The 24,694-nt window shown below is 64.1% G+C and carries 21 protein-coding genes; 6 read left to right on the top strand and 15 right to left on the bottom strand.

Annotation, left to right across the window (positions count from 1 at the left end; translation table 11 throughout):
* Positions 1–74: 74 nt before the first annotated feature.
* Positions 75–647, bottom strand: a complete 573-nt coding sequence (locus MKI86_RS04965) for a transglycosylase SLT domain-containing protein (protein WP_241598197.1) — start codon at positions 645–647, stop codon at positions 75–77.
* 297 nt (positions 648–944) lie between these two features.
* On the opposite strand from MKI86_RS04965, the gene MKI86_RS04960 reads away from it, so the two are divergent.
* Positions 945–2,051 carry a branched-chain amino acid ABC transporter substrate-binding protein gene (locus tag MKI86_RS04960; RefSeq protein ID WP_241598196.1) on the top strand — a complete coding sequence of 369 codons (1,107 nt, stop codon included), beginning with the start codon at positions 945–947 and terminating at the stop codon, positions 2,049–2,051.
* A gap of 92 nt (positions 2,052–2,143) precedes the next feature.
* Here MKI86_RS04960 and MKI86_RS04955 read toward each other — a convergent pair whose 3' ends face one another.
* A complete protein-coding gene (locus MKI86_RS04955) occupies positions 2,144–3,790 on the bottom strand; it encodes an alpha/beta hydrolase (RefSeq protein WP_241598195.1) in 1,647 nt (548 codons plus the stop codon).
* Between the two features lie 262 nt (positions 3,791–4,052).
* Between MKI86_RS04955 and MKI86_RS04950 the strand changes: the two genes are divergently transcribed.
* Entirely contained in the window at positions 4,053–4,292 is a 240-nt protein-coding gene (locus MKI86_RS04950) for a DUF2798 domain-containing protein (protein WP_241598194.1), read from the top strand.
* A 63-nt stretch (positions 4,293–4,355) separates the two neighbouring features.
* Here the strand turns inward: MKI86_RS04950 and rpoD are convergent, their stop codons facing one another.
* The 5 genes from rpoD to MKI86_RS04925 all read right to left on the bottom strand — a co-directional run bounded on the left by rpoD (position 4,356) and on the right by MKI86_RS04925 (position 10,339).
* Positions 4,356–6,410 (bottom strand): RNA polymerase sigma factor RpoD, encoded by a 2,055-nt coding sequence (gene rpoD, locus MKI86_RS04945; protein ID WP_241598193.1) that lies wholly within the window; start codon positions 6,408–6,410, stop codon positions 4,356–4,358.
* Positions 6,411–6,826: 416 nt separating this feature from the next.
* A complete protein-coding gene (locus tag MKI86_RS04940; protein ID WP_241598190.1) occupies positions 6,827–7,174 on the bottom strand; it encodes a GFA family protein in 348 nt (115 codons plus the stop codon).
* Between the two features lie 43 nt (positions 7,175–7,217).
* Positions 7,218–8,255, bottom strand: a complete 1,038-nt coding sequence (gene tdh, locus MKI86_RS04935; RefSeq protein WP_241598188.1) for an L-threonine 3-dehydrogenase — start codon at positions 8,253–8,255, stop codon at positions 7,218–7,220.
* Positions 8,256–8,288: 33 nt separating this feature from the next.
* Positions 8,289–9,476 (bottom strand): glycine C-acetyltransferase, encoded by a 1,188-nt coding sequence (locus MKI86_RS04930; protein ID WP_241598186.1) that lies wholly within the window; start codon positions 9,474–9,476, stop codon positions 8,289–8,291.
* 134 nt (positions 9,477–9,610) lie between these two features.
* On the bottom strand, positions 9,611–10,339 hold the full coding sequence (locus MKI86_RS04925; protein ID WP_241598184.1) for a class I SAM-dependent methyltransferase: 729 nt from the start codon (positions 10,337–10,339) through the stop codon (positions 9,611–9,613).
* Between the two features lie 152 nt (positions 10,340–10,491).
* On the opposite strand from MKI86_RS04925, the gene MKI86_RS04920 reads away from it, so the two are divergent.
* Positions 10,492–11,262: an SDR family oxidoreductase gene (locus MKI86_RS04920; RefSeq protein ID WP_241598182.1), complete on the top strand. Its 771-nt coding sequence runs from the start codon at positions 10,492–10,494 to the stop codon at positions 11,260–11,262.
* Between the two features lie 3 nt (positions 11,263–11,265).
* On the opposite strand, the gene recQ is transcribed toward MKI86_RS04920, so the two are convergent.
* From recQ to MKI86_RS04905, 3 genes are all read right to left on the bottom strand, one after another.
* On the bottom strand, positions 11,266–13,104 hold the full coding sequence (gene recQ / locus MKI86_RS04915) for a DNA helicase RecQ (protein WP_241598180.1): 1,839 nt from the start codon (positions 13,102–13,104) through the stop codon (positions 11,266–11,268).
* A gap of 215 nt (positions 13,105–13,319) precedes the next feature.
* Positions 13,320–15,320: a DNA primase gene (gene dnaG / locus MKI86_RS04910; RefSeq protein WP_241598178.1), complete on the bottom strand. Its 2,001-nt coding sequence runs from the start codon at positions 15,318–15,320 to the stop codon at positions 13,320–13,322.
* Between the two features lie 124 nt (positions 15,321–15,444).
* A complete protein-coding gene (locus tag MKI86_RS04905) occupies positions 15,445–15,894 on the bottom strand; it encodes a GatB/YqeY domain-containing protein (protein ID WP_241598176.1) in 450 nt (149 codons plus the stop codon).
* 323 nt (positions 15,895–16,217) lie between these two features.
* On the opposite strand from MKI86_RS04905, the gene carA reads away from it, so the two are divergent.
* A complete protein-coding gene (gene carA / locus MKI86_RS04900) occupies positions 16,218–17,426 on the top strand; it encodes a glutamine-hydrolyzing carbamoyl-phosphate synthase small subunit (protein WP_241598174.1) in 1,209 nt (402 codons plus the stop codon).
* Between the two features lie 59 nt (positions 17,427–17,485).
* On the opposite strand, the gene MKI86_RS04895 is transcribed toward carA, so the two are convergent.
* The 4 genes from MKI86_RS04895 to ypfJ all read right to left on the bottom strand — a co-directional run bounded on the left by MKI86_RS04895 (position 17,486) and on the right by ypfJ (position 21,749).
* Entirely contained in the window at positions 17,486–17,860 is a 375-nt protein-coding gene (locus MKI86_RS04895; RefSeq protein WP_241598171.1) for a nuclear transport factor 2 family protein, read from the bottom strand.
* On the bottom strand, positions 17,860–19,230 hold the full coding sequence (locus MKI86_RS04890) for an MATE family efflux transporter (RefSeq protein ID WP_241598170.1): 1,371 nt from the start codon (positions 19,228–19,230) through the stop codon (positions 17,860–17,862). The genes MKI86_RS04895 and MKI86_RS04890 overlap by 1 nt, the downstream gene beginning before the upstream one ends.
* Before the next feature lie 151 nt (positions 19,231–19,381).
* Positions 19,382–20,635 carry a TCR/Tet family MFS transporter gene (locus tag MKI86_RS04885; protein ID WP_241598169.1) on the bottom strand — a complete coding sequence of 418 codons (1,254 nt, stop codon included), beginning with the start codon at positions 20,633–20,635 and terminating at the stop codon, positions 19,382–19,384.
* Between the two features lie 181 nt (positions 20,636–20,816).
* Positions 20,817–21,749, bottom strand: coding sequence for a KPN_02809 family neutral zinc metallopeptidase (gene ypfJ, locus MKI86_RS04880; RefSeq protein WP_241598167.1), 933 nt, complete (start codon positions 21,747–21,749; stop codon positions 20,817–20,819).
* A 221-nt stretch (positions 21,750–21,970) separates the two neighbouring features.
* On the opposite strand from ypfJ, the gene MKI86_RS04875 reads away from it, so the two are divergent.
* Entirely contained in the window at positions 21,971–22,630 is a 660-nt protein-coding gene (locus tag MKI86_RS04875) for a dihydrofolate reductase family protein (RefSeq protein WP_241598165.1), read from the top strand.
* Between the two features lie 56 nt (positions 22,631–22,686).
* Positions 22,687–23,718, top strand: coding sequence for a zinc-dependent alcohol dehydrogenase family protein (locus MKI86_RS04870; protein WP_241598164.1), 1,032 nt, complete (start codon positions 22,687–22,689; stop codon positions 23,716–23,718).
* Here the strand turns inward: MKI86_RS04870 and MKI86_RS04865 are convergent.
* Entirely contained in the window at positions 23,715–24,602 is an 888-nt protein-coding gene (locus MKI86_RS04865; protein ID WP_241598162.1) for a LysR family transcriptional regulator, read from the bottom strand. The genes MKI86_RS04870 and MKI86_RS04865 overlap by 4 nt on opposite strands.
* Positions 24,603–24,694 lie beyond the last annotated feature (92 nt).

Here is a 24,694-nt window from a genome sequence, read left to right as displayed (position 1 = left end):
CAGGACAAGGACGTGGGGCGCGGGCCCGATCCGACAAGGGGTCGACATTTTTCCGCATGCCTTGCGACGGCGGATTACCAGCCGCCGCAGGACCTCAGCTGGCGGGCATAATTCGACGCCATGGTCGAGGCCCGCTTCGCGCCGGCCTTTGCCGTGCCGCTCCAGTTGCCGCGCTGATAACCCGTATGACCGTGATAATAGGCGATGTAGAGGCGGTAGGTATCGTTGAGGGCAATGCCGTTCCGGCGGTTGCTCTCTGTGTGATACCAGCCGATGAAGCGGATCGCGTCGTTGAAGTTGGTGCGCTTTGCCGCCCAGCGGCCTGTCTCGCGCTGGTAGCGCTTCCAGGTGCCGTCGAGCGCTTGCGAGAAGCCGAGCGCCGACGACTGGCGTTTCCACGGAATGAAGCCGAACAGCTTGGTGCGCGGCGGGCGCGCATTGTGCCTGAAACCGGATTCGGCGTAGATCGTTGCCATCAGCACGGGCACGGGCACGCCATATTCCCGCTGGGCACCATAGGCGGCTTTCCGCCAGTTATCGAAAAGTCCATCGCGCTGCTCGAAGATCGCGCAGGCATTCTGTGTCTGCCTGGGGACAGACGCGCAACCGGCAAGCAGCAGGAGAACGACGATCAATACGCAACGCATCGCAGTTCCTCGAAAATCGAGGATATTTATAAAAGGTAAATCTTAACAATTCGTTTTGATTCAATTGCCGGAAGTCTGTCCCATCTATGCGGCTGATCCGCCCATCAAAGATGCAAATGCATTATTTTGTTGCTCTTTTTGCCCTCGCGGCCTAATCAATCCATAGCTAGCCGGCCTCTCGCGCACGATTGTTCCGGACCGCTGAACACGGCCCCTGCACCCGGATTTCGGCCAACGCCATCCGCATGCATGGGCGCTTGCAACCGGGCCCCGATGGCCCCCGTTGAGGAGAACATCATGAAGAAGCCAATTTTCGCCGGAGCCTTGCTCGCTGCTTCCGTCGCCTTCGCCCCGCTTGCCCATGCCGATATCGTCATCGGCCTCATCGCCCCGCTGACGGGCCCCGTCGCAGCCTATGGCGACCAGGTCAAGAACGGCGCGGAAGCGGCCGTCGCCGAGATCAACAAGAACGGCGGCATCCTCGGCGAACAGGTCGTGCTGAAGCTGACCGATGACGGTGGCGAGCCCAAGCAGGGTGTTTCGGCCGCCAACCAGATCGTCGGCGAAGGCATCCGCTTCGTCGTCGGCCCGGTCACCTCGGGCGTCGCCATTCCGGCCTCCGACGTGCTGGCCGAAAACGGTATCCTGATGGTCACCCCGACGGCGACGGCACCGGACCTCACCGCCCGCGGCCTCACCAATGTTCTGCGCACCTGCGGCCGCGACGACCAGCAGGCCGAAGTCGCCGCCGCCTATGTTCTGAAGAACCTGAAGGACAAGAAGGTCGCTGTGATCCACGACAAGGGCGCCTATGGCAAGGGTCTTGCCGATGCGTTCAAGGCAGCGATCAATGCCGGCGGCATCACAGAAGCGCTCTATGATTCCGTCACGCCCGGCGAGAAGGACTTCTCCTCGCTGCTCACCCGCCTCAAGGCCGATGGCGTCGAAGTCATCTATTTCGGCGGCTACCACCCGGAAGGCGGCCTGCTCGCACGCCAATTGAAGGACCTGTCGGTCAACGCCACCATCATCGGCGGCGAGGGCCTGTCTAACAGCGAATACTGGGCCATCGGCAACGAAGCCGCAGCCGGTACGCTGTTCACCAACGCATCCGACGCGCTGAAGAACCCCGACTCCTCGGCCGCCGTCGCCGCGCTCAAGGAAAAGGGCATTCCGCCGGAAGCCTTCACGCTCAATGCCTACGCCGCCGTCGAAGTGCTGAAGGCCGGCATCGAGAAGGCCGGCAGCGCCGATGACCCGGCCGCTGTCGCCACTGCGCTGAAGTCCGGCGAAGAGATCCCGACCGCCATCGGCAAGCTGACCTATGGCGAAACCGGTGACCTCACCTCGCAGAGCTTCTCGCTCTTCAAGTGGGAAGACGGCAAGATCGTCTCCGCCGAGTAACCAGGCGCGACCTAGACATGCGAACGCCGGGGCCCTGCCCCGGCGTTTTTGTTTGCGGATGGGGGGCAAACGCGTGTCTTCCCACGCGGGCCTTATCGCTCGGCGCGGAACTTTTCCTTGAGGCGGGCGATATCGGCGTCGCTCCAGTCCTGCACGTCGGTCACCGCAATCCAAGGGTCGATATAGTGCTCGCCGGCATAGACATGGCCCAGCCCCATCGGCGCGGTGGTGGCCATCGCCATGTCCAGCGTCAATTGCAGGAAGGTGACCACCGGATACCACTGAAAGTCCGGCGAGACATCCGGTCCACGCGGGACGGCCATCCAGGCAGGCTGGCGATACAGCGAATAGGGATCGTAGAAGGTCACGGGGTCGCTGGCATATTGCAGGTAGACGATGCGCATCGGGCCCCAGTGGTCGCCGGCCTCCGGCAGCACGTTCTTCTGGCTGGTGAAGCGCACATAGGAACCATCGCGGAAGCGCGGCAGCCAGGCCGGCGTGCCGGGATTGCGGTCAGCGGTCATCTTGCGCCAGATGCGGCTGGGGAACGGCGGGCCGGCCCATAGTGCTCCTTGATAGGGATCGCCGATCACCTCGAACAGTTCGGCAGACTGCTCGGACGACAGTGCACCCAGGCTGAGACCGTAGAGATAAAGCTTCGGCCGGCTTTCCTTCGGCAGCGTCGTCCAGTGATTGTAGACGGCGCGAAACAGCGCGCGGGCCGCCTCCGCGCCGTAATCCGGCTCGGCGATCAGCGACAGCCAGCTTGCGAGATAGGAATACTGGATGGCGACGCTCGCGATATCGCCATGGTGCAGGTACTCGACCGTATCCAGAGCCTCGGGATCGATCCAGCCAGTGCCGGTCGGCATCACGACCAGCAGCGTCGCGCGCTCGAAGCCGCCGACGCGGATCAACTCGTCGAGCGCGATCCGCGCGCGCGCCTCCGGCGTCTCGGCTGCATTGAGCCCGGCATAGATGCGCAGCGGCTCGATGGCCGGCTTGCCGGTGAATGAGGCAATATCCTGCGCCGAGGGGCCGCTGGCCACGAAGGAGCGCCCCATACGGCCAAGCTCGTCCCAACGCACCAGCGAGGCGTTACTTCCCGATTTCAAAGGGTCGGAAGGCTCTTCCGTGTCGGGCTCGATGACCTGGTCGAGCCGGCGGAAGGAGGAATCCGCCGTGTGCAGCACGAAGCGCAGCAGCAGCCCGTCCGCCATCGTCCAGAATAGCGTGGCGGCGAGTGCCGTGCCGATGACGTAAGACACCCGCCGCGGCGCGGCGACACGCGACGTGCTGGCAATGAGCCGCACGACAAGGGCGAAGAGCTTGCCGAAGGCAAGCAGGAGCAGGAAGATGCCGAGTCCTATGGCGCCGACATAGAACGGATGCGCCGTCTCGATCGGCGGCAGATGCATCAGCGTGCGGATGGAGTTCTGCCACTCGGCCGCGCGCCAGAGGAAGACGAGCACGACGATGGCGCAGAGCGCGCCGGCGACAACCCGAAGCCACAGCCGCACCGGCCCCTGCGTCACCGGCAGCTCGAACCAGCGCCAGAGCGCGGCAAGCGCGACGCCCAGTCCATAGCCACAGGCCATGGCGACACCCGAAAGAATGCCCTGCGTGACATAGGTGCGCGGCAACAGGCTCGGCGTCAGCGAAACCGCGAAGAACAGCGTACCGAGCAGCAGGCCGACCACGGAGAAAGACAAGAGAAAAGACCACAACCGATCCCGCATCCGCACCTCCTTCGCAGTCGCCCGGAACCTCGCACAGCAGCTGCCGGGAGGCAACCGTAGGTGCACGTTTTGCCCATCCTTCGCACACGGATACGGATTGCCATATGCTGCAGGATGGCTTATCGGGACATCGTCGATGACTGATCGGCCGTAAGCGTTTGACGTCAAGCAACGCATCCAGACCTGAAATCGTCCGCGAGGGCGTTTGCGCAAGGTTTACGATGCCGACGCCAGAACGATTTCCCTTCAAAGGAAAACTGCCATGCAGCTTACGCGCCTGCCGGCCCGCTATGCGGGTTTCGTAATGCCCCTCATCCTTTCCGTTATCATGACGATGGTCGTGTCGGCCGTCGCCACCTGGCGCAATCTCGGCCTGCAGGCCGATTTCGCCAGCCATTGGCTGCCGGCCTGGGTGATATCCTGGACCATCGCCTTCCCAACCCTGCTTCTCGCCCTGCCGCTCACTCGCCGCCTCGTACGGCTGCTTGTTCGGCCGGCCTGACGCACAAACGCAAAAGGCCCGGTCGCGAAAACGACCGGGCCCTTGCAAGAGTGCAGGACAGGCTCAGCTGTCCAGGAAGCTTCTCAGCTTTCTGGAGCGGCTCGGGTGCTTGAGCTTGCGCAGCGCCTTCGCCTCGATCTGGCGGATACGTTCGCGCGTGACCGAGAACTGCTGGCCGACTTCTTCCAGCGTGTGGTCGGTGTTCATGCCGATGCCGAAGCGCATACGCAGCACGCGCTCTTCGCGCGGCGTAAGCGAGGCCAGAACGCGGGTCGTCGTCTCGCGCAGGTTCGCCTGGATGGCGGCATCGATCGGCAGAAGCGCGTTCTTGTCTTCGATGAAATCGCCGAGATGCGAATCTTCTTCGTCGCCGACAGGCGTTTCCAGCGAGATCGGCTCCTTGGCGATCTTGAGGACCTTGCGGACCTTTTCGAGCGGCATGGCAAGCTTTTCGGCCAGTTCTTCCGGCGTCGGCTCGCGGCCGATCTCGTGCAGCATCTGGCGCGAGGTGCGGACGATCTTGTTGATCGTCTCGATCATGTGCACCGGGATACGGATCGTGCGGGCCTGGTCGGCGATCGAACGGGTGATCGCCTGACGGATCCACCACGTCGCGTAGGTGGAGAACTTGTAGCCGCGGCGATACTCGAACTTGTCGACCGCCTTCATGAGGCCGATATTGCCTTCCTGGATGAGATCGAGGAACTGCAGGCCGCGGTTCGTGTACTTCTTGGCGATCGAGATCACGAGACGGAGGTTGGCTTCCACCATCTCCTTCTTGGCGATGCGAGCTTCGCGCTCGCCCTTCTGCACCATCGAAACGATGCGGCGGAATTCGGCGATCGAAATGCCGGTTTCGGTCGCGAGGTTCTGGATCTCCTGACGGATGTCGCGGATCGTCGTGTTTTCGCTCTTGGCGAATTCCTTCCAGCCGCGAGCGGCCAGATTGGCAATCGACTTCATCCAGTTCGGATCGAGTTCCGCGCCGGAATACTGCTCGAGGAACGAGTCACGCTTGACGCCGTAGCTTTCGGCAAGGCGCAGCAGGCGGCCTTCGTTCTGCATCAGACGCTTGGAGATGTCGTAGAGCTGCTCGACGAGGCTGTCGACGCGGTTCTGGTTGAGCGACAGCGACTTGACGGCCGTGATCAGCTCGTCCTTGAGCTCCTTGTAGCGGCGCTCCTGGGCGGGCGACAGCGTGCCGGTCGCCTGCAGGCGGGCTTCCACCTGCTGGTCCTGCAGCTTGCGCAGCTTCTTGTAGGTCTCGGCGATCGTGTCGAGCGTCTCCATGACCTGCGGACGCAGTTCCGCTTCCATGGCGGCGAGCGAAAGGTTCGACTCGTCGTCGTCCTCTTCCTCTTCTTCCGCCGGCTGGCCCTCGCCGCCGACATTGGTGATGTCGTCGTCGTTTGCCGCACGCGGCTTGCGGTTCTTTTCCTTCTCCTCGGCGGCCTTGCGGTCGGCCTCGATCTTTTCAGGAGACTGGAACTGCGGAGCGGCCTTCGCCTCAGGACCGGAATAGGTGGTTTCGAGATCGATGATCTCGCGCAGCAGCGTCTGGCCTTCGTTGAGTTCATCCCGCCAGATGATGATGGCCTGGAACGTCAGCGGGCTCTCACAGAGGCCGGCGATCATGGTCTCGCGACCGGCTTCGATGCGCTTGGCGATGGCGATTTCGCCTTCGCGCGACAGAAGCTCTACCGAGCCCATCTCGCGCAGATACATGCGCACCGGGTCGTCGGTACGGTCCGTCGGCTCCTTCTTCTTGGCGGTCGCAAGCGCGGTGCCGCCGGAAGCAGCCAGTTCGCCGCCTTCGCTTTCGTTGTCGTCGTCGCTGCTTTCGTCGTCGCCGCCCTGGGCCGCCTCTTCGGCGTCCTCATCCTCGATGACGTTGATGCCCATGTCGGAGAGCATGGACATGGTGTCCTCGATCTGCTCCGAGGTGACTTCCTCGGAGGGCAGAACGGAATTCAGCTCATCCATCGTGACATAGCCGCGCTTCTTGGCGGCCTTGATCATCTTCTTGACGGCATCATCGGAAAGATCGAGAAGTGGGCCGTCGGATGCGCCTTCGCGTTCGTTTTCGACTTCCTCGTTCTCTTTGACCTTCGTCGCCATTTACTCTGTCGCTTTCCTGAATATCCGTTTCCAAGCGGTTGGGGGTCCGCAGCCGATCGCCCTTCGGCGTGCGTTACCGCGAATCAGCATCCCTGACCTAACGGATGGACAATTAAATCCCGATTAACCACGCCCGGCCTGCGGGCTTGTGAACGCGCCGCCGAGGCGACACGACTGCATGACTTCCCGATCGCCGTACCCATTCCTTGCTCGCCAACAATGGTGATTCCCAGAATTTTCGGTTGCGTCAAGCTTTTCCGGCAAAAAACCCGTAAAAGCCTACGATTCGGGTTTCTAGACGGGAAAGCCGGCATAGCAGGGTGATTGTCCCTCATGTAGGTGCGCTTCGCGCAAAGACAAGGGCTTGCAAGCGCCTGATGTCCGGCGATCCGGCCCAGGCGATTCGCTTCAGCCTCTCAGAAGGACCGCCCGTCCACCTTCGTGATCGTCAGCGCCTCGATATCGATGGCCGGAATGCAGCGCAGATTGACCGCCGCCATGCGGTTTCCCTTGGGGTCGGCGCCCTCGCCATAGGGCGCGATACCGCAATTGGCACAGAAATGATGCTGGATGACGTGATGGTTGAACGTGTAGGTCGACACGTTCTCTCGCGGCGTGGTCAGCCGCAGGTTTTCCGCCGGTACGAAGGCCAGCAACCCGCCGCGCCGCCGGCACAGGGAACAGTTGCAGTCGAGTCCGCTGTCGAACGTGCCCTCCACCTCGAAGGCAATGTTGCCGCAATGGCAGCTTCCCTCATACATCATCGCTTCTCCTCCCCATCCATGTCCGCCGCCATCGCGGCAGGCCTCAATACCAGTCCATGACAACCTTGCCGGAATTGCCCGAGCGCATCGCCTCGAAACCATCGCGGAAATCGTCGATCCCGATCCTGTGCGTGATGATCGGGGCAAGGTCGAGGCCACCCTGCACGAAAGCGATCATCTTGTACCACGTTTCGAACATTTCGCGTCCGTAGATGCCCTTGAGAGTCAGCATCTTGAAGATGACCTTGTTCCAGTCGATGCCGAAACCGTCAGGCGCGATGCCAAGGATGGCGATCTTGCCGCCATTGTTCATCGTGTCGATCATCGAGCGGAAGGCCGGCGGCGCGCCCGACATTTCAAGCCCGACGTCGAAACCCTCCGTCATGCCGATCTGCGTCATCACTTCCGCGAGATCCTGGCTGGAGGCATCCACGACGTAATCGATGCCGACCTTGCGGGCGAGTTCCAGGCGGACGGGATTGATGTCGGTGATGACGACCTTGCGCGCGCCCGACCGCTTGGCGACCATCGCGCCCATGATGCCGATCGGGCCCGCACCGGTGACGAGCACGTCCTCGCCGACGAGGTCGAAGGAGAGCGCGGTGTGCACGGCATTGCCGAACGGGTCGAAGATCGCCGCCACTTCGTCGGGCACGTCATCGGGGATGGGCACGACATTGTATTCCGGCAGGCAGACGAATTCGCCGAAGGAGCCCGGCCGGTTGACGCCGACGCCCTTGGTATAATGGCACAGATGGCCACGTCCGGCGCGGCAGTTGCGGCACTTGCCGCAAACGATATGCCCCTCGCCCGAGACGCGCTCGCCGACCTTGTACTTGGTGACGGACGAGCCGATCTCGGCGATCTCACCGACGAATTCATGGCCGACGACCATCGGCACCGGAATGGTCTTCTGCGCCCAGTGATCCCAGTTCCAGATATGCACGTCCGTGCCGCAGATCGCGGATTTCTTCACCCGGATCAGCACATCGTTCGGCCCGACCTCCGGCACAGGCATATGCTCCATCCACAGGCCGACCTCGGGCTTTGCCTTAACCAGCGCACGCATCATGTTCGACATGACGAAACCTCCGCAAGGGATTCAGAAGACAGTTCAAATAACGCCCAGTTCACGTCCCACCTCAGCGAAGACGTCGATAGCCCTGCGGACATCCGCCTCGCTGTGCGCGGCCGACATCTGGGTGCGGATGCGCGCCTGCCCGCGCGGCACGACGGGGAAGGAGAAGCCGATGACGTAGACGCCCCGGGCCAGCATACGGCTCGCCATTTCCTGCGCCAGCGCGGCATCGCCCAACATGACGGGAATAATGGGGTGCCCCTCGCCCGCCAGCGTGAAGCCGAGCTTCGTCATCTCGCTGCGGAAGAGGTCAGCATTGGCATAAAGGCGCGTGCGCAACGTATCGCCATTGTCGATGAGATCGAAGACCTTGAGCGAGGCGGCCGCAATGACCGGCGCCAGCGTGTTGGAAAACAGATAGGGCCGCGAGCGCTGGCGCAGCCATTCGACGACCTCGCGTTTTCCGGACGTATAGCCGCCCGAGGCGCCGCCGAGCGCCTTGCCAAGCGTGCCCGTGATGATATCGACGCGGCCTTCGACACCGCAATGCTCTGCCGAACCGCGGCCGTGCCGGCCGACGAAACCGACGGCGTGACTGTCATCCACCATGACCATCGCGCCGTATTTTTCGGCGAGATCGCAGACGCCCTGAAGGTTGGCGATGATGCCATCCATCGAGAAGACGCCGTCGGTGGCGATCATCTTGAAGCGGCTGCCCTCGGCCTTTTTCAGCTCTTCCTCAAGGCTCCCCATGTCGTTGTTGGCGTAGCGGAAACGCTTGGCCTTGGAGAGACGCACGCCATCGATGATCGAGGCATGGTTCAATGCGTCGGAAATGATCGCGTCCTCTTCGCCCAGCAAGGTTTCGAACAGGCCACCATTGGCATCGAAACAGGAGGAATAGAGGATCGTGTCTTCCAGCCCGAGGAAGGACGATATGCGCGCTTCCAGCTGCTTGTGCTCTTCCTGCGTGCCGCAGATGAAGCGCACCGAGGCCATGCCGTAGCCGTAACGGTCGAGCGCCGCCTTGCCGGCTTCGGCCAGTTCCGCGTTGTCGGCGAGGCCGAGATAGTTGTTGGCGCAGAAATTCAGCACCCGCTCGCCCGACTGGACCGCGATCTCGCCGGCCTGCTTGGAGGTGATGACACGTTCGGACTTGTAAAGGCCGCCGGCCTTGAGGCCCTCGATCTCGGATTGCAGATGGGCGATGAACGCGGAGGTCATGGGCTTAACTCCCTTCCCGATGAGTGTCGGCCGATGCATGCCGGCTTGCTGTTTGTCGTCCTGGCGGCGCAATCACGCCGTGCAGGCTATTCTGGAGCGAAAAGGCGGCGTGGAGTGCCGCTCTTTCAGCGAATTCAGGGACGCCCGCAGGCGATCAGCAGGAACATCGGCCGGTTAAGCTCGACCTGCCATTCCGGATGCTCGGCGAGCTGCGCAGCACTCGGCCGCCATTCCTCGACATGGCGAAGCGTGAAGCCCGCCTCGATCAATGCGTTCAGCGTCGTGCCCAGCGTGCGATGATATTTGACGACGCCCTCAGCGAGCCAGTCCGTCGTGCGCTGGCCTTCGATGAGGTAGCCATCGACCGGCCAGACCATTTTCCCGCCGACCTCGGCCCAGTCGGGCGTGGATGGCGCCATATAGATGGGATGTTCGATAGTGAAGACGAAATCCGAACCCGGCACGAGCGCGGCATGGATCATACGGACCAGACGATCGAAATCCGCGATATAGTGGAAGGCTAGCGACGAATAGGCCAGATCGAAGGCCTGCGCCGGCAGGTCGAGCCGCTCGAGATCGGCAATCTCGTAGCGCACGGCCGGTGACGCGGTTTCGGCGCGCGCACGGGCGATCATGTTCTCCGAGAGATCGAGGCCCAGCACACTTTGCGCGCCCTCGTCCGCCGCATGACGCGCAAACCAGCCGAAGCCACAGCCGAGATCGACAATGCGCTTGCCTGCGAGGTCCGGCAGCATTTCTCGCACCGAACCCCACTCGGCCGCACCCGCAAGTCCATAAAGCGAACGGGGCAGATTGCTGTACCCCTCGAAGAAGGCTGGCTGGTCATAGATGTTCTGGGCCATGGCGCATCCTTTCAAGGACAGGACATACCGCGTTTTCCACATGCGGAAAAGCGAGGGGTGACGGCAGTCACCATACCGGGCCAGTGCGCAAAGCAGGGTTGACAGTGCGGCCCTCCTCTTGTCCGGTGGCGGCGACAATGGGGCTTGGGGCGATGACGATACTGGACAGGTTTTCCCAAAAGGGCCGCGTGGCGCTCGTGACGGGCGGCGGACGCGGTCTGGGCTTTGAGATCGCGCTGGGGCTGGCGCAGGCCGGCGCACATGTCGTGGTGACCGGCCGCAACGCCGCGACACTGGAGGAGGCCGTCTCCCGTATCGCCGCCGCCGGCGGCAAGGCATCCGCCGCCGCCTTCGACATTGCCGACAGGGCGGCCCAGCGCGTGGCGCTTGCGGACATCGAGGCCAGGCATGGCCGGCTGGACGTGCTGGTCAACAATGTCGGCGCGCGTGACCGCCGCGCGCTTGAGGACATGGACGATGCCGCCATCGACGATCTCATCCTCACCGACCTCTCGGCCGCCATCAGCCTTTCGCGCGATGCCGCTGCGCTCATGAAGAAGAACGGCCACGGCCGGCTCATCGCCGTCACGTCCATCGGCGGGCATGTCGCCATGCCCAATGACGGGGTCTACCCCGCCGCCAAGCAGGGCCTGACCGGCCTCATGCGCAGCATGGCTGTCGACTATGGCCCTCTCGGCATCACCAGCAACGCCATCGCGCCGGGCTGGTTCGCCACCGAGACCAATGCGGCGATGGCCGCCAATGAAGAGCTGATGCCCTTCGTGCGCCAGCGCATTCCCGTCCAGCGCTGGGCCCGGCCCGACGAGATTGCCGGCGCCGCGCTTTTTCTCGCCAGCGACGCCGCCTCCTTCGTCAACGGGCACGTGCTTGTTGTGGATGGCGGCATGACTGTCAGGATGTAGCTGCTAGCCGTCGAAATCCTCGATCACGGCGAGGAAGGCCTCGCCGAAGCGATCGCGTTTGGAGACGCCGATGCCCGGAATATCCAGAAGCTCCTCCAGATCGGCGGGACGCTCGCGCGCAAGCGCGATCAGCGTCGTGTCGGGGAAGACGACGTAAGGCGGTACGTCGAGGTCCTTGGCGATGGCCAGGCGCTCGGCGCGTAACGCCTCGAACAGCGCCAGGTCGGAACCGCTGAGATTGGAGCGTTCGCGCGATGCGGGCGAACCGCCCGCCCGGGCCTTGCGGCCGGTCTGCGGCCGGTCTTTGCGCAAAAGCACCTCCCGCTCGCGGCGGAAAACGGCGCGCGCCTCCGGTTCCAGCTTCAGCGCGCCGAAGGCCGAATGGTCTACACTGACAAGCCCCATGGCCATGAGCTGTCGGAAGATCGATTGCCAGACGCTTTTGGCGACGTCCTTGCCAGCCCCGAAGACCGGCATTTCCGTATGCCCGAAGCGCTCCGTCTTTTCGTTGACCGCGCCCACCAGCACATCAATGACATGCGCGGCACCGAAGCGCTCGCCGGTGCGGTAGACTGCCGCCAGCGCCTTGATCGCCGCCTCGGTGCCGTCCCAGGTCTCGACCGGATTGCGGCAGGTGTCGCAATTGCCGCAACGCCCCGCATGGCTCTCGCCAAAATGCGCCAGGATCGCCTGCCGCCGGCAGCCGGCCGTCTCGCAGATCGCCAGCAGCGACATCAGCTTGGCGCGCTCGATGCGCTTGATTTCCTCGGCTGCCCCGCCCTCATCGATCATCTTGCGACGCTGCACGACATCGGCCATGCCATAGGCCATCCAGACTTCGGACGGCAGGCCGTCACGCCCCGCACGGCCGGTCTCCTGATAATAGGCCTCCACCGAGCCCGGCAGATCGAGATGGGCGACGTAGCGCACATCTGGCTTGTCTATGCCCATGCCGAAGGCCACGGTCGCGACGAGGCAGAGGTTTTCCTCCTTCAGGAACGCATCCTGATTGGCATCGCGCACCGCCCTGTCGAAGCCAGCGTGATAGGGTAGCGCCCGCACACCCTGCGTGTTCAGCCAGTCCGCCGTGTCCTCGACCTTGGCGCGCGACAGGCAGTAGACAATACCGCTCTCTCCCTGATGCTTTGAGAGGAACCGCAGGAGCTGCTGGCGCGGCTGGTCGCGCTCGGCGATCTCGTAGGAGATGTTCGGCCGGTCGAAGCTGGTGGTGAAGACGGCAGCACCCTCGAGCCCGAGGCGCTCGATGATATCCTCGCGCGTATGCGGATCGGCGGTCGCCGTCAGCGCGACGCGCGGCACGCCGGGATAGCGCTCTGCGAGCATGCCGAGCGTGCGGTATTCCGGCCGGAAATCATGTCCCCATTGCGAGACGCAGTGCGCCTCGTCGATGGCGAAGAGCGCGATGCGGGCACCCGCCACGATTTCGCTGAAACCATCGGTGACGATGCGCTCCGGCGTTACATAGAGTATGTCGAGCTCGCCAGCGCGCATGGCATCGCGCACGGCAAAAAACTCGTCGCGCGACAGAGAGGAGTTGAGCGCCGCTGCCTTCACGCCAAGCTGCTTCAGCGCCTCCACCTGATCGCGCATCAGGGCAATGAGCGGCGAGATGACGATACCCACACCATCGCGGCACAGCGCCGGGATCTGGAAACACAGGGACTTTCCGGCACCCGTGGGGAAGAGCACGACCGCATCGCCGCCATCAGTGACATGCTCCACCACCGCCTGCTGCTTGCCGCGAAAGGCATCGTAACCATAGACGCGCTTCAGCACGTCGAGCGGGGATGGGCGGGCGGTTGCGGTGGAGGTATCGAGCATGCGAATCCTGTTTCGTTCACGGCGGACTATGGGGTTTGCGGCATGGCGAGGCAACCTTTCAGCGGCCGTTTGCCTTCATCCCGCGGCCGCGACCTTTTCCCGCAAGCGGGTAGAAGAAGGATGCCGGGTGTTCCCTCGATGGAGACGCTTCCCCTTACGACCTTCGCCCCGCGTGCGCGGAGAAAGCACCCGCAGGGCGGATGAGAGGCGCACCCTTACTTACCGGCAGGGCCCTTCACGCGGCCGGAGAGCACGCCGAAGCCTTCGATGATGGCTTCCTGGTTTTCCATGCGCATAGTCTCCAGCTGCACCTCCTGAAGGGCGCGCAGGATCTGGGGCACGCGCTCGTCGTCTCCCTCCTCGGTGGAAACGGCCAGCTCCCGCTCCAGTTCGCGGCGCTGCCAGAGCAGCGCGCGGGTGCGCTTGTGCAGGGCGAGCGCCTGGAGATAACCCTCGCGCGCATCTTCCGGCGCGGCTTCCGCCGTTGCGGTCCACAGGCGAGAATTGCGGATCTGTTGTTCCAGCCCCTTGAGCAGCGCCTCGAAGCCCGCCGCCTCGAGGTCCTCGATCAGCCGGTCGCGCTCCAGCCGCGCGCCGACGGAGCCGGCAATGCCCAGCAGCGCCGACCACAGGCGCTGGAGATCGCGGTTGTCATATTCGATGCTGGCGATATCGTCGTAATCGCTGAACAGCAGGCCGGGGTGGTTGACCACGGTGAGTGCGAGAACGCTCTCGCGCAATGCCGGCAGTTCCTGCGCGCCGCGCACCAGCGCCGAGCGCGCGAGCCGGTCGGAAATCCCCGTCGCCCCCGCGTTACCCTGCTGGCCGCCGCGTCCACCGCTTCTCTGCTGGCGGTTGCCGCCGAAATTGCCGCCGCCGCCCTGCCGCTGCGCAGGACGGAAGAAGCTGTTCAGCCGATCGCGCATGGCCTGCTGGTAATGGCGGCGCACGTCCTCGTCCGCGATAACGGCCGTGACCTGACGCAGACGCGCCTCCAGCGCCGCACGGCTTTCCGGCGTGTCGAAGCTCGCGCCCTGCACCTCGCGATTCCAGATCATGTCGGCAAGCGGCCGGGCATTGGCCATCACCTTGTCAAAGGGCGCACGGCCTTCATGGCGCACCAGATCGTCGGGGTCCTTGCCGTCGGGCAGCAGTGCGAAGCGTACGGTGCGCTCCGGCTTGATGAGCGGGAGGGCGAGATCGGCGGCGCGGTTGGCCGCACGAATGCCGGCCCCGTCGCCATCGAAGCACAGCACGGGCTCCGGCGTCATGCGCCAGAGAAGGTCGAGCTGGTTTTCGGTTAAAGCCGTGCCGAGCGGCGCCACCGCGTTCTCGATACCGGCCTGATAGAGCGCGATCACATCCATATAGCCTTCGACGGCGATGATCGTGCCGGTGGCTCTATCGTCCTGGGCGGCGCTGCCGGCGCGGCCGGCACCCTGCGCAGCCTTCCGGGCGCGGGAATGATTGTAGAGCACGCTGCCCTTGTGGAAGAGCTCTGTCTCGTTGGAATTGAGATATTTGGCCGGCGCATCCGGCGACATGGCGCGGCCGCCGAAGGCGATGACCTTCTCGCGCACCGAATGGATCGGGAACATGATGCGATCGCGGAAACGGTCGTAGGAGACGGGGATATCGGGGCCATGCACGACGAGCCCGCAGGCCTCCATCGCCTCCTTCGGCACGCCCTTGCGCGCAAGATGCTCCTTCAGCGCATTGCGGCTTTCCGGCGCATAACCGAGGCGGAAGGTCTCGATGGTGCGGCCTGTCAGGCCGCGGTCGCGCAGATAGGCGCGTGCCTTGGCGCCGGCCGGGGTCTGCAACTGGTCCTCGAAGAAGCGTGTTGCCATCTCCATGACCTCGACAAGGCCCATGCGCTCCTTTTCCCGCTGCTCGGCCTGCGGATCGGGCTGGGGCATGGCCACGCCGGCGAGGTCGGCGATCTGCTGCACGGCCTCCGGGAAGGACAGCCCGTCGAGATCGGTGAGAAAGCGGAAATGATCGCCCGACACACCGCAGCCGAAGCAATGGTAGCGACCCTTGCGATCCTCGCAGTGGAAGCTCGGCGACTTCTCGCCGTGGAACGGGCAGCAGGCCCAGTAATCGCCGCGCGAGACATTTGTCTTCTTGCGATCCCAGGTCACGCGCCGGCCGATCACGTCCGAAATGGGAACGCGGTCACGGATCTCGTCTAGAAAGGCATTGGAAAAGCGCATGGTTACCTCGGTCGAGGTTCATATAACCACGCGGACGCCCCGCCGCCAGCGATAGTCCGTCACCCACAGCAATCCACAGGCGGCGACACAAAGGAAAAGGGCGGCCGAAGCCGCCCTTCCCGTCTTACTTCAGGAGATCCTTCACCACGCCGGAGGCCTTGGCGAAGTCCATCTGGCCGGGATAGCGCTCCTTGAGCACGGCCATGATCTTGCCCATGTCGCGCAGGCCCTGCGCGCCGATCTCGGCGATGACGCCCGTAATCAGCTCACGCACCTTCTCGTCGGAAAGCTGCTCGGGCAGGAAGCCCTTGATGACGGCGATTTCCTGCTGTTCCTGGGCAGCCAGTTCCGGGCGGCCGTTTTCGGCGAAGATCTTGGACGATTCCTCGCGCTGCTTGATCATCTTTGCGAGGATCTGCAACACTTCGTCCTCCTCGACGGGGCCCTTGCCCGCGCCACGGTTGGCAATGTCGCGGTCCTTCAGCGTCGCCTGGATCAGGCGCAGCGTGGAGACACGGCAGGCGTCCTTTGCCTTGAGGGCTTCCTTCAGGTCGTTTGCGAAGATTTCGCGCATCATTTTCTCCATGAAAGGCCGCCGGCGCCGGATGCGCGACAGGCCCTTGTCGTCGTTCGATTGTGCATGCTCATAGACCGGCAACGGGCCCGACCGCAAACGGATTGCGTAAGCATCTGATTCAAAATGCTTTATAATTCCACGCAATCCACAGGCGGCGGTTGACCCCGCCATCCGCTTTGTCTATTTTCCGGCACCTGCACGAAATTTGGCAATCAAGGCGAACCAACGCGGGTTTCCGCGCGCCCTTGCCTGCGACCTCAAATGGTGCCTGGTCCACTGGCTTTCAAGCCGGCGGTGCCGGTGCCGGAAACGGGATGAACATGACCTCGACCCCCGCATGGACCTCTGAAAAGCCCACCGCCCTGCTCGTCCTCGCCGACGGCACCGTCATCGAAGGCAAGGGCATCGGCGCCACTGGCAAGGTGACCGCGGAAGTCTGCTTCAACACGGCGCTGACGGGCTACCAGGAAATCCTGACCGATCCTTCCTATCTCGGGCAGATCGTCACCTTCACCTTCCCGCATATCGGCAATATCGGCGCCAACGACGAGGATATCGAAGATCTGACGCCCGCCGCCCGCCACGGCGCCGTCGGCACCATCTTTAAGGCCGACATCACCGATCCCTCGAACTACCGCTCGGCCAAGGACCTCGACGCTTGGCTAAAGGCCCGCGGCATCATCGGCCTGTCGGGCATCGACACCCGCGCATTGACCGCATGGATCCGCGAAAACGGCGCGCCGAACGCTGTCATCGCCCATGACCCAAACGGCGTCTTCGACATCGAGACGCTGAAGGCCGAAGCCAAGGCCTGGAGCGGCCTCGTCGGCCTCGACCTCGCAAAGGTCGCCTCTTCCGGCCAGTCCTCGCGCTGGAGCGAGAAGCCGTGGGTGTGGAACGAAGGCTATGAAGACCTCGCCGACAGCGACGTGAAATACCACATCGTCGCGCTCGACTACGGGGTGAAGCGTAACATCCTGCGCCTCTTCGCCGGCCTCGGCTGCAAGGTCACGGTCATGCCGGCCACATCCAGCGCCGATGACGTGCTGGCGCAGAAGCCCGACGGCATCTTCCTGTCCAATGGCCCGGGCGACCCGGCCGCAACGGGTGAATATGCCGTGCCGGTCATCCGCAAGCTCATCGAAACGGGCCTGCCGATCTTCGGCATCTGCCTCGGCCACCAGATGCTCGGCCTTGCAGTCGGCGCCACCACCGAGAAAATGCACCAGGGCCATCACGGTGCGAACCACCCGGTCAAGGACCACACGACCGGCAAGGTGGAAATCGTCTCGATGAACCACGGCTTTGCCGTCGCCTCGTCGTCGCTGCCGGACGGCGTGGAAGAAACTCACGTCTCGCTGTTCGACGGCACGAATTGCGGCCTGCGCCTCGTCGGCAAGCCGGTCTTCTCCGTGCAGCACCATCCCGAGGCATCCCCCGGCCCGCAGGACAGCCACTACCTCTTCCGCCGCTTCATCAATCTGGTGCGTGCGAAGAAGGGCGAGGAAGCCCTGCCGGAACGCGCTTAAGGCTCACGGCACAGAAATTGGAAGGCCCCGGACATGTCCGGGGCCTTTTCTGTTTGTGATCACGCGTCGGTCGGCGTTCCCTGATGAAAGAGCATCTTCCAGCCCGCACCGGTCCGTTTCCAGATGGAACTGCGCAGCACATGGCGCGGCGGTTTCCCGTCTGCCAGCCGCTCGGTGCGATAGGTGAGCAGAACGGCATCGGCGGATATGACCGTCAGCGCATAATCGAAGGCGCGCAGCCTGCCTTCGGCCGGCGCGTCAGCTTCGGCGGCGAGAAGACCGATGATGGCCTCGCGGTCATAGATCGAGCCGGAACTGCCGAACTCGACGAAACCGTCGGCCAGCAATGCCTCGACAGCGGCGCGCGAGCCGCGCACGTCTGCGCGGTGCAGCGCCTCCTCGAGCGCGCGGATATCCGCGAGCGCGACGTCCATCAGACCCGCTGCCGCACGAGGCGGTAGAAGCGCCAGTTGAGCAACACGGCGGCAGCGGCCAGCCCGCTGACGAAGCCGAACCATATGCCGACCCCGCCGAAGCCAGCCGGGAAGGCCAGGAACCATGCGCAGAGAAAGCCGATCGGCCAGTAGGAAATCAGCGCAAGCACCATGGGTATGCGCGTATCCTTAAGGCCACGCAGCAGGCCGGCGGCGATAGCCTGGAGGCCATCGACCAGCTGGAAAAGACCGGCAACCATCACGAAGGGCCCGGCAATCGCCAGCACCGCCGCCGAATCCTTGCCGGCCTTGTCGAGGAAGATCGCGGCGAGTTCCCGCGGAACGAGCGCGAAGAGCAGGCCGCCGAAAACCGCGATGGTCGCGGCAACGACCAGCACCGCCCAGGATGCGCGCACGACACCCAGGCGATCGCCGCGCCCATGCGCCACGCCCACACGCACCGTGCCGGCCTGCGCGAGGCCGAGCGGGATCATGAAGGCGAGTGAGGCGAGTTGCAGCGCAATGCCGTGAGCGGCAAGCTCAAGCGTGCCGAGGCGGCCCATCAAGAGCGAGGCACCGGTGAAGAGGCTGACTTCCGCCAGCATGGTCAAGCCGATCGGCAGCCCCAGTTGCACCACCTCCCGGAACGCGGCCCAGTCCGGTCGCCAGAAGCGCACGAAGAGCTCGTAGCGCCGCATGACGGGTCGCGACTGTATATAGGCGGTGATCAGCACGAAGCTGAGAAGGTTGACGCCGAAGGAGACCACGGCGGCCCCCTCGATGCCCCAGGCAGGGAACCCGAAATGGCCGAGCACCAGCGCATACGCGAAGAAGGCGTTGACGGTGAGGATGACGATCGTGACATAGAGCACGATGCCCGCGCGGCCATGCGCGCTGACAAGCCCGCGCAGCGTCATGAAGAGCAGCGCAGGCGCCATGCCCCAATGGGCGATCTTCAGGTAGCTGCCGGCGAGGGCCGCCACCTCGGGCGTCTGGCCGGCATAGAGCAGGATGCTCTCCGCATTGTAGAAGATCGGCACCATGAGCGCGGCATAGAGGAGCACCACCCACATGCCCATGCGCACGGAACGGCGCACCGAAACGGTATCGCCCCGGCCATAGGCCTGCGCCACCATGGGCATGACGGCATTGGCAAAGCCGGAACCCAGAATGAACAGCGTGAAGAAGAACTGGCTCCCCAGCACGATGGCCGCGAGATGCGCGGCGCCGAGCCGGCCGAGGATCACCACATCCGTGGTGTGGATACCCAGCTGCGCGAGCTGGGCGCCGATCAGCGGCACGCCAAGCGTCAAGGTTGCGCGGAAATGCGCGCGCCAGCTGTTGTCGGCGTGATGCGATGCGGTTTGCATGATGGTTCTCACTTTCGCATCGCTTCCGATCACAAGTCCTGCCCGCGATCAATCGAATAGAATTGATGCTCTTATCAAAAAGACGAAAAGCGGACTGGAACAGGCCGTTTCCGCGCGAAATTTCGTCGAAATATCACGATTGAGAGCGCCTTCAGGCCGTTTCCGGTGCCGTTTTCGCCTTCGGACCCGCACCTGCGCCGCGCAACGTCGTGACGAAGACGATGAGCCCGACGAACAGGATCGCCGCCGCCAGCGCATAGGGCGCACCGGCAAACGTGACCGGCGCCTGCGGCCCGGTGAAGTAGCTGAACGCCTGCGTGAAGAGCAGCGGACCGATGACGGTTGTGATGCTGGATATGCTGGTCAGCGCGCCCTGCAACTCGCCCTGCGCGGATGGCGGAACGCGCGCGGCCGCAATTGAGCGCAGCGGCGGGTCGGCGAGGCTTTCGAGCGCCGTCAGCACGATGACCACATAGACCATCCAGCCCTGCCAGGCAGCGGCATAGCCCGACAGGCCGAGAACGGAAAAGCAGATGCCGACGACCGCCGTGCGGTATTCGCCGATGCGCGGCACGATGCGCGGCAGAACGAAGGCCATGACCAGCGCCCCGCCGATGCCGAAAACGCCGAGCGACAGGCCGATCTGGCCTTCGCTCCAGCCGTAGCGCAGCGCCGCGACGAAAGGCCAGACCGCCGGATAGACGGCATGCGCCAGCCCGTAGCAGAACAGCACGACGCCGACCCACAGCACGCCCGGATGGTTGCGCATCTGAAGCAGCGCGCCGAGCGGATTGGCGCGCGCGAGTTCGAACCGGCGGCGGTTCTTCGGCGCGAGGCTTTCCGGCAGCAGGATGCAGGCGGCGACAAAATTGAGGAAGGCGATCGCGGCGGCGCCGTAGAAGGGGATGCGCGGGCCGAATTCCCCGAGCACGCCGCCGATTACAGGGCCGATCACGAAGCCGGTTCCGAACGCGATGCCCATCAGGCCGAAATTCTTCGCCCGTGTCTCGTCGTTGGAGACATCGGCGATGAAGGCGGCAGCCGTGGAGAAGCTCGCACCGCTGATGCCCGCCAGCACGCGGCCGGCAAACAGCATCCAGTAGCTCGTCGCCAGCGCGCAGATCAGGTTGTCGATGGCGAAGGTGAGGATGCAGGCCAGCAGCACCGGCCGGCGCCCGAAGCGATCCGAGAGATTGCCGATGAGCGGCGCGAAGAGGAACTGCATACCGGCATAGACCAGCAGCAGCCAGCCGCCATCGATGGCCGCCTGGCTGATATCGTCGCCGGTCAGTTCATGAAGATAGGTGGGCAGCACCGGCACGACGATGGCGATGCCGATCACGTCGAGGAACATGATCATGAAGACGAGAAAGAGCCCGCGCCGGGTGGACCTGGCATCGACCATGAAAAATTCCTCGAAACGAAAAACACCGCCGCCCGGCGCAAGAATGTCAGGCGGCGACTTCTATTTCAGTTTTCGGGGCGAAACAATCCATGAACATCGCAAATTGGCAATCGTGCCCATGAAAAAATCCCTCCGGTCTGCCTGGGCCGGAGGGTTTTTTCGTTTGCATGAAACGACAGGTTCAGACGTCGCCTTTGAACGTGTCGCACTGATCGACGCGGCCGGTATCGAAGCCGCGCTTGAACCAGCGGCGGCGCTGTTCGGACGTGCCGTGGTTGAAGCTCTCGGGCACGACATAGCCCTGCATGCGCTTCTGGATCGTATCGTCGCCGATCTGGGTGGCGGCATTCAGCGCTTCGTCGAGGTCTCCCGCGTCCAGAAGCCCCTTCTGCTGCGTGTACTTGCCCCAGATGCCGGCATAGCAATCCGCCTGAAGCTCGACGCGAACCGACATCTGGTTTGCGTCCGCCTGGCTCATGCGCTGGCGCTGCTGGTTGAAGCGCGGCAGGACGCCGGTGAGGTTCTGCACGTGATGGCCGACCTCATGGGCGACGACATAGGCCTGGGCGAAATCGCCGGCCGCATCGAACTTGCTGGCAAGCTCGTCGAAGAAGCTCATGTCGAGATAGACCTTGCGGTCACCGGGGCAATAGAACGGGCCTGATGCCGCCGACGCAAAGCCGCAGGCCGACTGGACCGAACCGGAAAAGAGCACCATCTTGGGCTCCTCGTAGCGCTCGCCGGCCGCCTGGAAGATGCCGTTCCAGGTGTCTTCCGTCTCGGCGAGGACCGTCGCCATGAAGGCCTTGGTTTCTTCCTCCTGCGGCGAGGTGCGCCGGTTGGCGCTTTCCGTCTGCTCGACACCCGGCACGCTGACCTGGCCGCCATTGCCCATGACCTGCAGGAGATCGATGCCCATCGCCTTGAAGACGAAATAGATCACGACAAGAAAGATGATCGTGCCGATGCTCATGCCGCCGCCGGCACGACGCCCGCCGCCCATGGGGATGCGGAAGCCGCCGCCGCGCCCGAAGGGGTTACCCCCACCCATGGATGGCCCGGCTCCGCGCTGGTCCTCGATATTGTCCGACTGGCGACGACCTTTCCATTCCATGGCGCATTTCCCCGCATTGAATTGCCGACGAACGTTCACGACACGAATTCGTTCCTCAGCAACAGCTTATAGGGCGTGCGTGCCTGCTTGCAAAACGAAAAGCGGGCGCTCGGCGCCGTCCACAAAGCTGCATTGCCAAGAATTTTCGGCCACCCTGTCGGCTCGTCGTCGCATCAATCGTCTCTAGGTATCGTCAATCGATCCGGATCAGGAGTAACCCCATGCGAAAGCTCATCGTCAGTGCATTCACCAGTCTCGATGGCGTCATGCAGGCGCCGGGCGGGCCGCAGGAGGATCCCATCGGCGGCTTCCGCTTCGGGGGCTGGGTCGCGCCCTATTTCGACGAAACGGCTGGCGCCGTCATCGGCGAACTGTTCGCCCGCCCCTTCGACTTGCTGCTCGGCCGTAAGACCTACGACATCTTCGCGGCCCACTGGCCCTATGCGGATGCGAACGACCCCATCGGCCCGCTCTTCGACCGTGTGACCAAATATGTCGCGACCCGCAACCCCGGCTTCCGCACCACTTGGCAGAACAGCCAGACCCTTGGTAGCGATGCTATCGCGGCGGTGAAGGCGCTCAAAAGCGGCGACGGGCCGGATCTCCTCACGCAGGGCTCGTCGGATTTCCTCAAGACGCTGTTCGAAAACGACCTTGTCGACGAGATCAACGTCTTCGTCTTCCCCGTCATCCTCGGCAAGGGCAAGCGCCTGTTCGGCGATGCCTCCTTCCCGCGCGCCCTCACCCTTGAAAGCTCCAGGACGAGCCAGAACGGCATCGTCATCAGCCGCTATGTCCGCGCGGGCGATGTCACGACCGGCTCCTTCGAGTTCGACACACCGACGGATGCCGAACTGGAGCGTCGCCGCAACCTGACATGACTTGACCGCGCGCGCCTTCCCCGATCCAATCCGTTGCGAGGACAAGGGAGGACGGCATGAAGGCGGCGCGGCTCGAAGCGATCGGCGAATTTCACGTGCACACGGTGGAAACGCCGTCGCCCGGCCCCGACGAACTACTCGTGCGGGTCGAGGCCGCCGGCATCTGCGGCACCGACCGCCACCTCCTGCACGGCACGTTCCCCTGCAGGCCTCCGGTGACGCTCGGCCACGAATTCTCCGGTATCGTGGAGGCGGTCGGCGATGCCGTCATCGATTTCCGCCCCGGCATACGTATCACCGGCAATCCCAACATCCATTGCGGGCGCTGCGCCCAGTGCCGACGCGGCCGCATCAATCTGTGCGAGAACCTGGAGGCCATCGGCATCCACCGCGACGGCGGCTTTGCGGACTATGTGCTGGTGCCGCAAAAGCAGGCCCATGAACTGCCGCTTTCGCTACAGCCCGAGCAAGGCGCGTTCTGCGAGCCGCTGGCCTGCTGCCTGCACGGCATCGACATGGCCGGCATCCACCGGGGCAGTTCCGTCGTCGTGCTCGGCGGCGGGGTCATCGGCATGCTGGTGGTGCAGCTCGCAAGGCTGGCCGGAGCGACCTCCGTCATCCTCGTCACCCGCCAGGCCACGCGCCGTCAGCTGGCGGAAGCAACCGGCGCGACTGCATCCTTCGATCCTGGCAGCGGCAATGTGGTCGAGGGAATCAGCGGTCGGGGCGGCCTGCTGCCCGGTGGCGCGGATGTCGTCATCGAATGCGCCGGCGTGGCGGAGACCGTGGCGGACGCGCCGAAACTCGCCCGCAACGGCGGCACCGTCGTCATTCTCGGCGTGATGCCGCAGGGCGAGACGGTCGCCATCGAGCCTTTCGACCTGCTGTTTCGGGAAGTGCGTGTGCTGACCGCTTTCCTCAACCCCGATACCCATGCCCGCGCCGCCGCCCTGATCGCGGAGGGAACGATCCGGGTCGAGCCGCTGATCTCGCGCCGCATCGGCCTCGAAGCCCTGCCGGACGCCGTGGCGAACCCGCCCCGGCCTGGAGAGGTGAAGGTGCTTGTGATGCCAGGCCTTAAAAACTAGCCAAGCGCCTCCGCCGCCACGGTCTCCTCCAGCCATGCCGCGAAGGCCGACATGGCCGGGGTGAGGCTGCGCGATTGCAGGCGGGTCAGCCAGTAGCTGCCGAGCGCGACGCTGGTCTCGAAGGGCTGGACGACGGTGCCGGCCGAAAGCAGCCGGGAAAACATCAGCGGCGGAGCGAGGCCCACGCCCTCCCCCTGCAGCACCGCCTCCATCATGGCGAGCGAGGTGTCGAAGACGATGGCGTTCTGCGGCGGCGGGGTGCGCGGCAAGCCGGCGGCCTCGAACCAGCGCGTCCACTCGTCCCGCCGATAGGAGCGCAGCAGCGTCAGGCCGAGCAGGTCCTCCGGCGTCTTCAGCCCGCGCGCGATGGCGGGGATGGCGAGCACGGAAAGCGGCGCATCGAACAGCCTGACGGCATCCGTGCCGTGCCACGCGCCGGCCCCGAAGCGGATGGCGAAATCGAGCCCTTCGGCGGCGAGGTCGACACGGTTGTTGTTGGTCGAAAGCCTGATTTCCACGAAGGGATGGCGCTCGCTAAATCCCGCAAGGCGCGGCAGAAGCCAGCCGACGGCGAAGGTGCCGACCGCGCCGACCGTGAGGATCTCCCGCACATGACCGCCCCGGAACCGCTCCACGACATCGGCCATGCGATCGAAACTGTCGCGCAGCACCGGCAACAGGCTCTCGCCCTCCGCGGTGATCATCAGCCCGCGCGGCAGCCGCTTGAAGAGCACGACGTTCAACTGCTCTTCGAGGCTCTTCACCTGATGGCTGACCGCCGCCTGCGTGACATTCAGTTCGATGGCGGCGCGCGTAAAGGAGAGATGGCGCGCCGAGGCCTCGAAGGCGCGGAAGGCGTTCAGCGGCAGATAGGGCCGAACCATGGCAATGCCCCAATTTTCCTAATGGCTGAGACCAGTATTGATCTTTTGTCCCGGCATCAGATCATTGCTATCCACAATGCGCAAGTCATTCA

Origin of the sequence: Shinella sedimenti (genome assembly GCF_022601905.1) — a bacterium.
Taxonomy (GTDB): domain Bacteria; phylum Pseudomonadota; class Alphaproteobacteria; order Rhizobiales; family Rhizobiaceae; genus Shinella; species Shinella sedimenti.
This window is presented reverse-complemented; position numbering and strand designations above follow the sequence as displayed.

Bases quoted from the DNA above. Each gene is read 5' to 3' on its own strand.
- MKI86_RS04965 (WP_241598197.1), bottom strand. From the start codon at position 647: ATGCGTTGCGTATTGATCGTCGTTCTCCTGCTGCTTGCCGGTTGCGCG.
- MKI86_RS04960 (WP_241598196.1), top strand. From the start codon at position 945: ATGAAGAAGCCAATTTTCGCCGGAGCCTTGCTCGCTGCTTCCGTCGCC.
- MKI86_RS04955 (WP_241598195.1), bottom strand. From the start codon at position 3,790: ATGCGGGATCGGTTGTGGTCTTTTCTCTTGTCTTTCTCCGTGGTCGGC.
- MKI86_RS04950 (WP_241598194.1), top strand. From the start codon at position 4,053: ATGCAGCTTACGCGCCTGCCGGCCCGCTATGCGGGTTTCGTAATGCCC.
- rpoD (WP_241598193.1), bottom strand. From the start codon at position 6,410: ATGGCGACGAAGGTCAAAGAGAACGAGGAAGTCGAAAACGAACGCGAA.
- MKI86_RS04940 (WP_241598190.1), bottom strand. From the start codon at position 7,174: ATGATGTATGAGGGAAGCTGCCATTGCGGCAACATTGCCTTCGAGGTG.
- tdh (WP_241598188.1), bottom strand. From the start codon at position 8,255: ATGTCGAACATGATGCGTGCGCTGGTTAAGGCAAAGCCCGAGGTCGGC.
- MKI86_RS04930 (WP_241598186.1), bottom strand. From the start codon at position 9,476: ATGACCTCCGCGTTCATCGCCCATCTGCAATCCGAGATCGAGGGCCTC.
- MKI86_RS04925 (WP_241598184.1), bottom strand. From the start codon at position 10,339: ATGGCCCAGAACATCTATGACCAGCCAGCCTTCTTCGAGGGGTACAGC.
- MKI86_RS04920 (WP_241598182.1), top strand. From the start codon at position 10,492: ATGACGATACTGGACAGGTTTTCCCAAAAGGGCCGCGTGGCGCTCGTG.
- recQ (WP_241598180.1), bottom strand. From the start codon at position 13,104: ATGCTCGATACCTCCACCGCAACCGCCCGCCCATCCCCGCTCGACGTG.
- dnaG (WP_241598178.1), bottom strand. From the start codon at position 15,320: ATGCGCTTTTCCAATGCCTTTCTAGACGAGATCCGTGACCGCGTTCCC.
- MKI86_RS04905 (WP_241598176.1), bottom strand. From the start codon at position 15,894: ATGCGCGAAATCTTCGCAAACGACCTGAAGGAAGCCCTCAAGGCAAAG.
- carA (WP_241598174.1), top strand. From the start codon at position 16,218: ATGACCTCGACCCCCGCATGGACCTCTGAAAAGCCCACCGCCCTGCTC.
- MKI86_RS04895 (WP_241598171.1), bottom strand. From the start codon at position 17,860: ATGGACGTCGCGCTCGCGGATATCCGCGCGCTCGAGGAGGCGCTGCAC.
- MKI86_RS04890 (WP_241598170.1), bottom strand. From the start codon at position 19,230: ATGCAAACCGCATCGCATCACGCCGACAACAGCTGGCGCGCGCATTTC.
- MKI86_RS04885 (WP_241598169.1), bottom strand. From the start codon at position 20,635: ATGGTCGATGCCAGGTCCACCCGGCGCGGGCTCTTTCTCGTCTTCATG.
- ypfJ (WP_241598167.1), bottom strand. From the start codon at position 21,749: ATGGAATGGAAAGGTCGTCGCCAGTCGGACAATATCGAGGACCAGCGC.
- MKI86_RS04875 (WP_241598165.1), top strand. From the start codon at position 21,971: ATGCGAAAGCTCATCGTCAGTGCATTCACCAGTCTCGATGGCGTCATG.
- MKI86_RS04870 (WP_241598164.1), top strand. From the start codon at position 22,687: ATGAAGGCGGCGCGGCTCGAAGCGATCGGCGAATTTCACGTGCACACG.
- MKI86_RS04865 (WP_241598162.1), bottom strand. From the start codon at position 24,602: ATGGTTCGGCCCTATCTGCCGCTGAACGCCTTCCGCGCCTTCGAGGCC.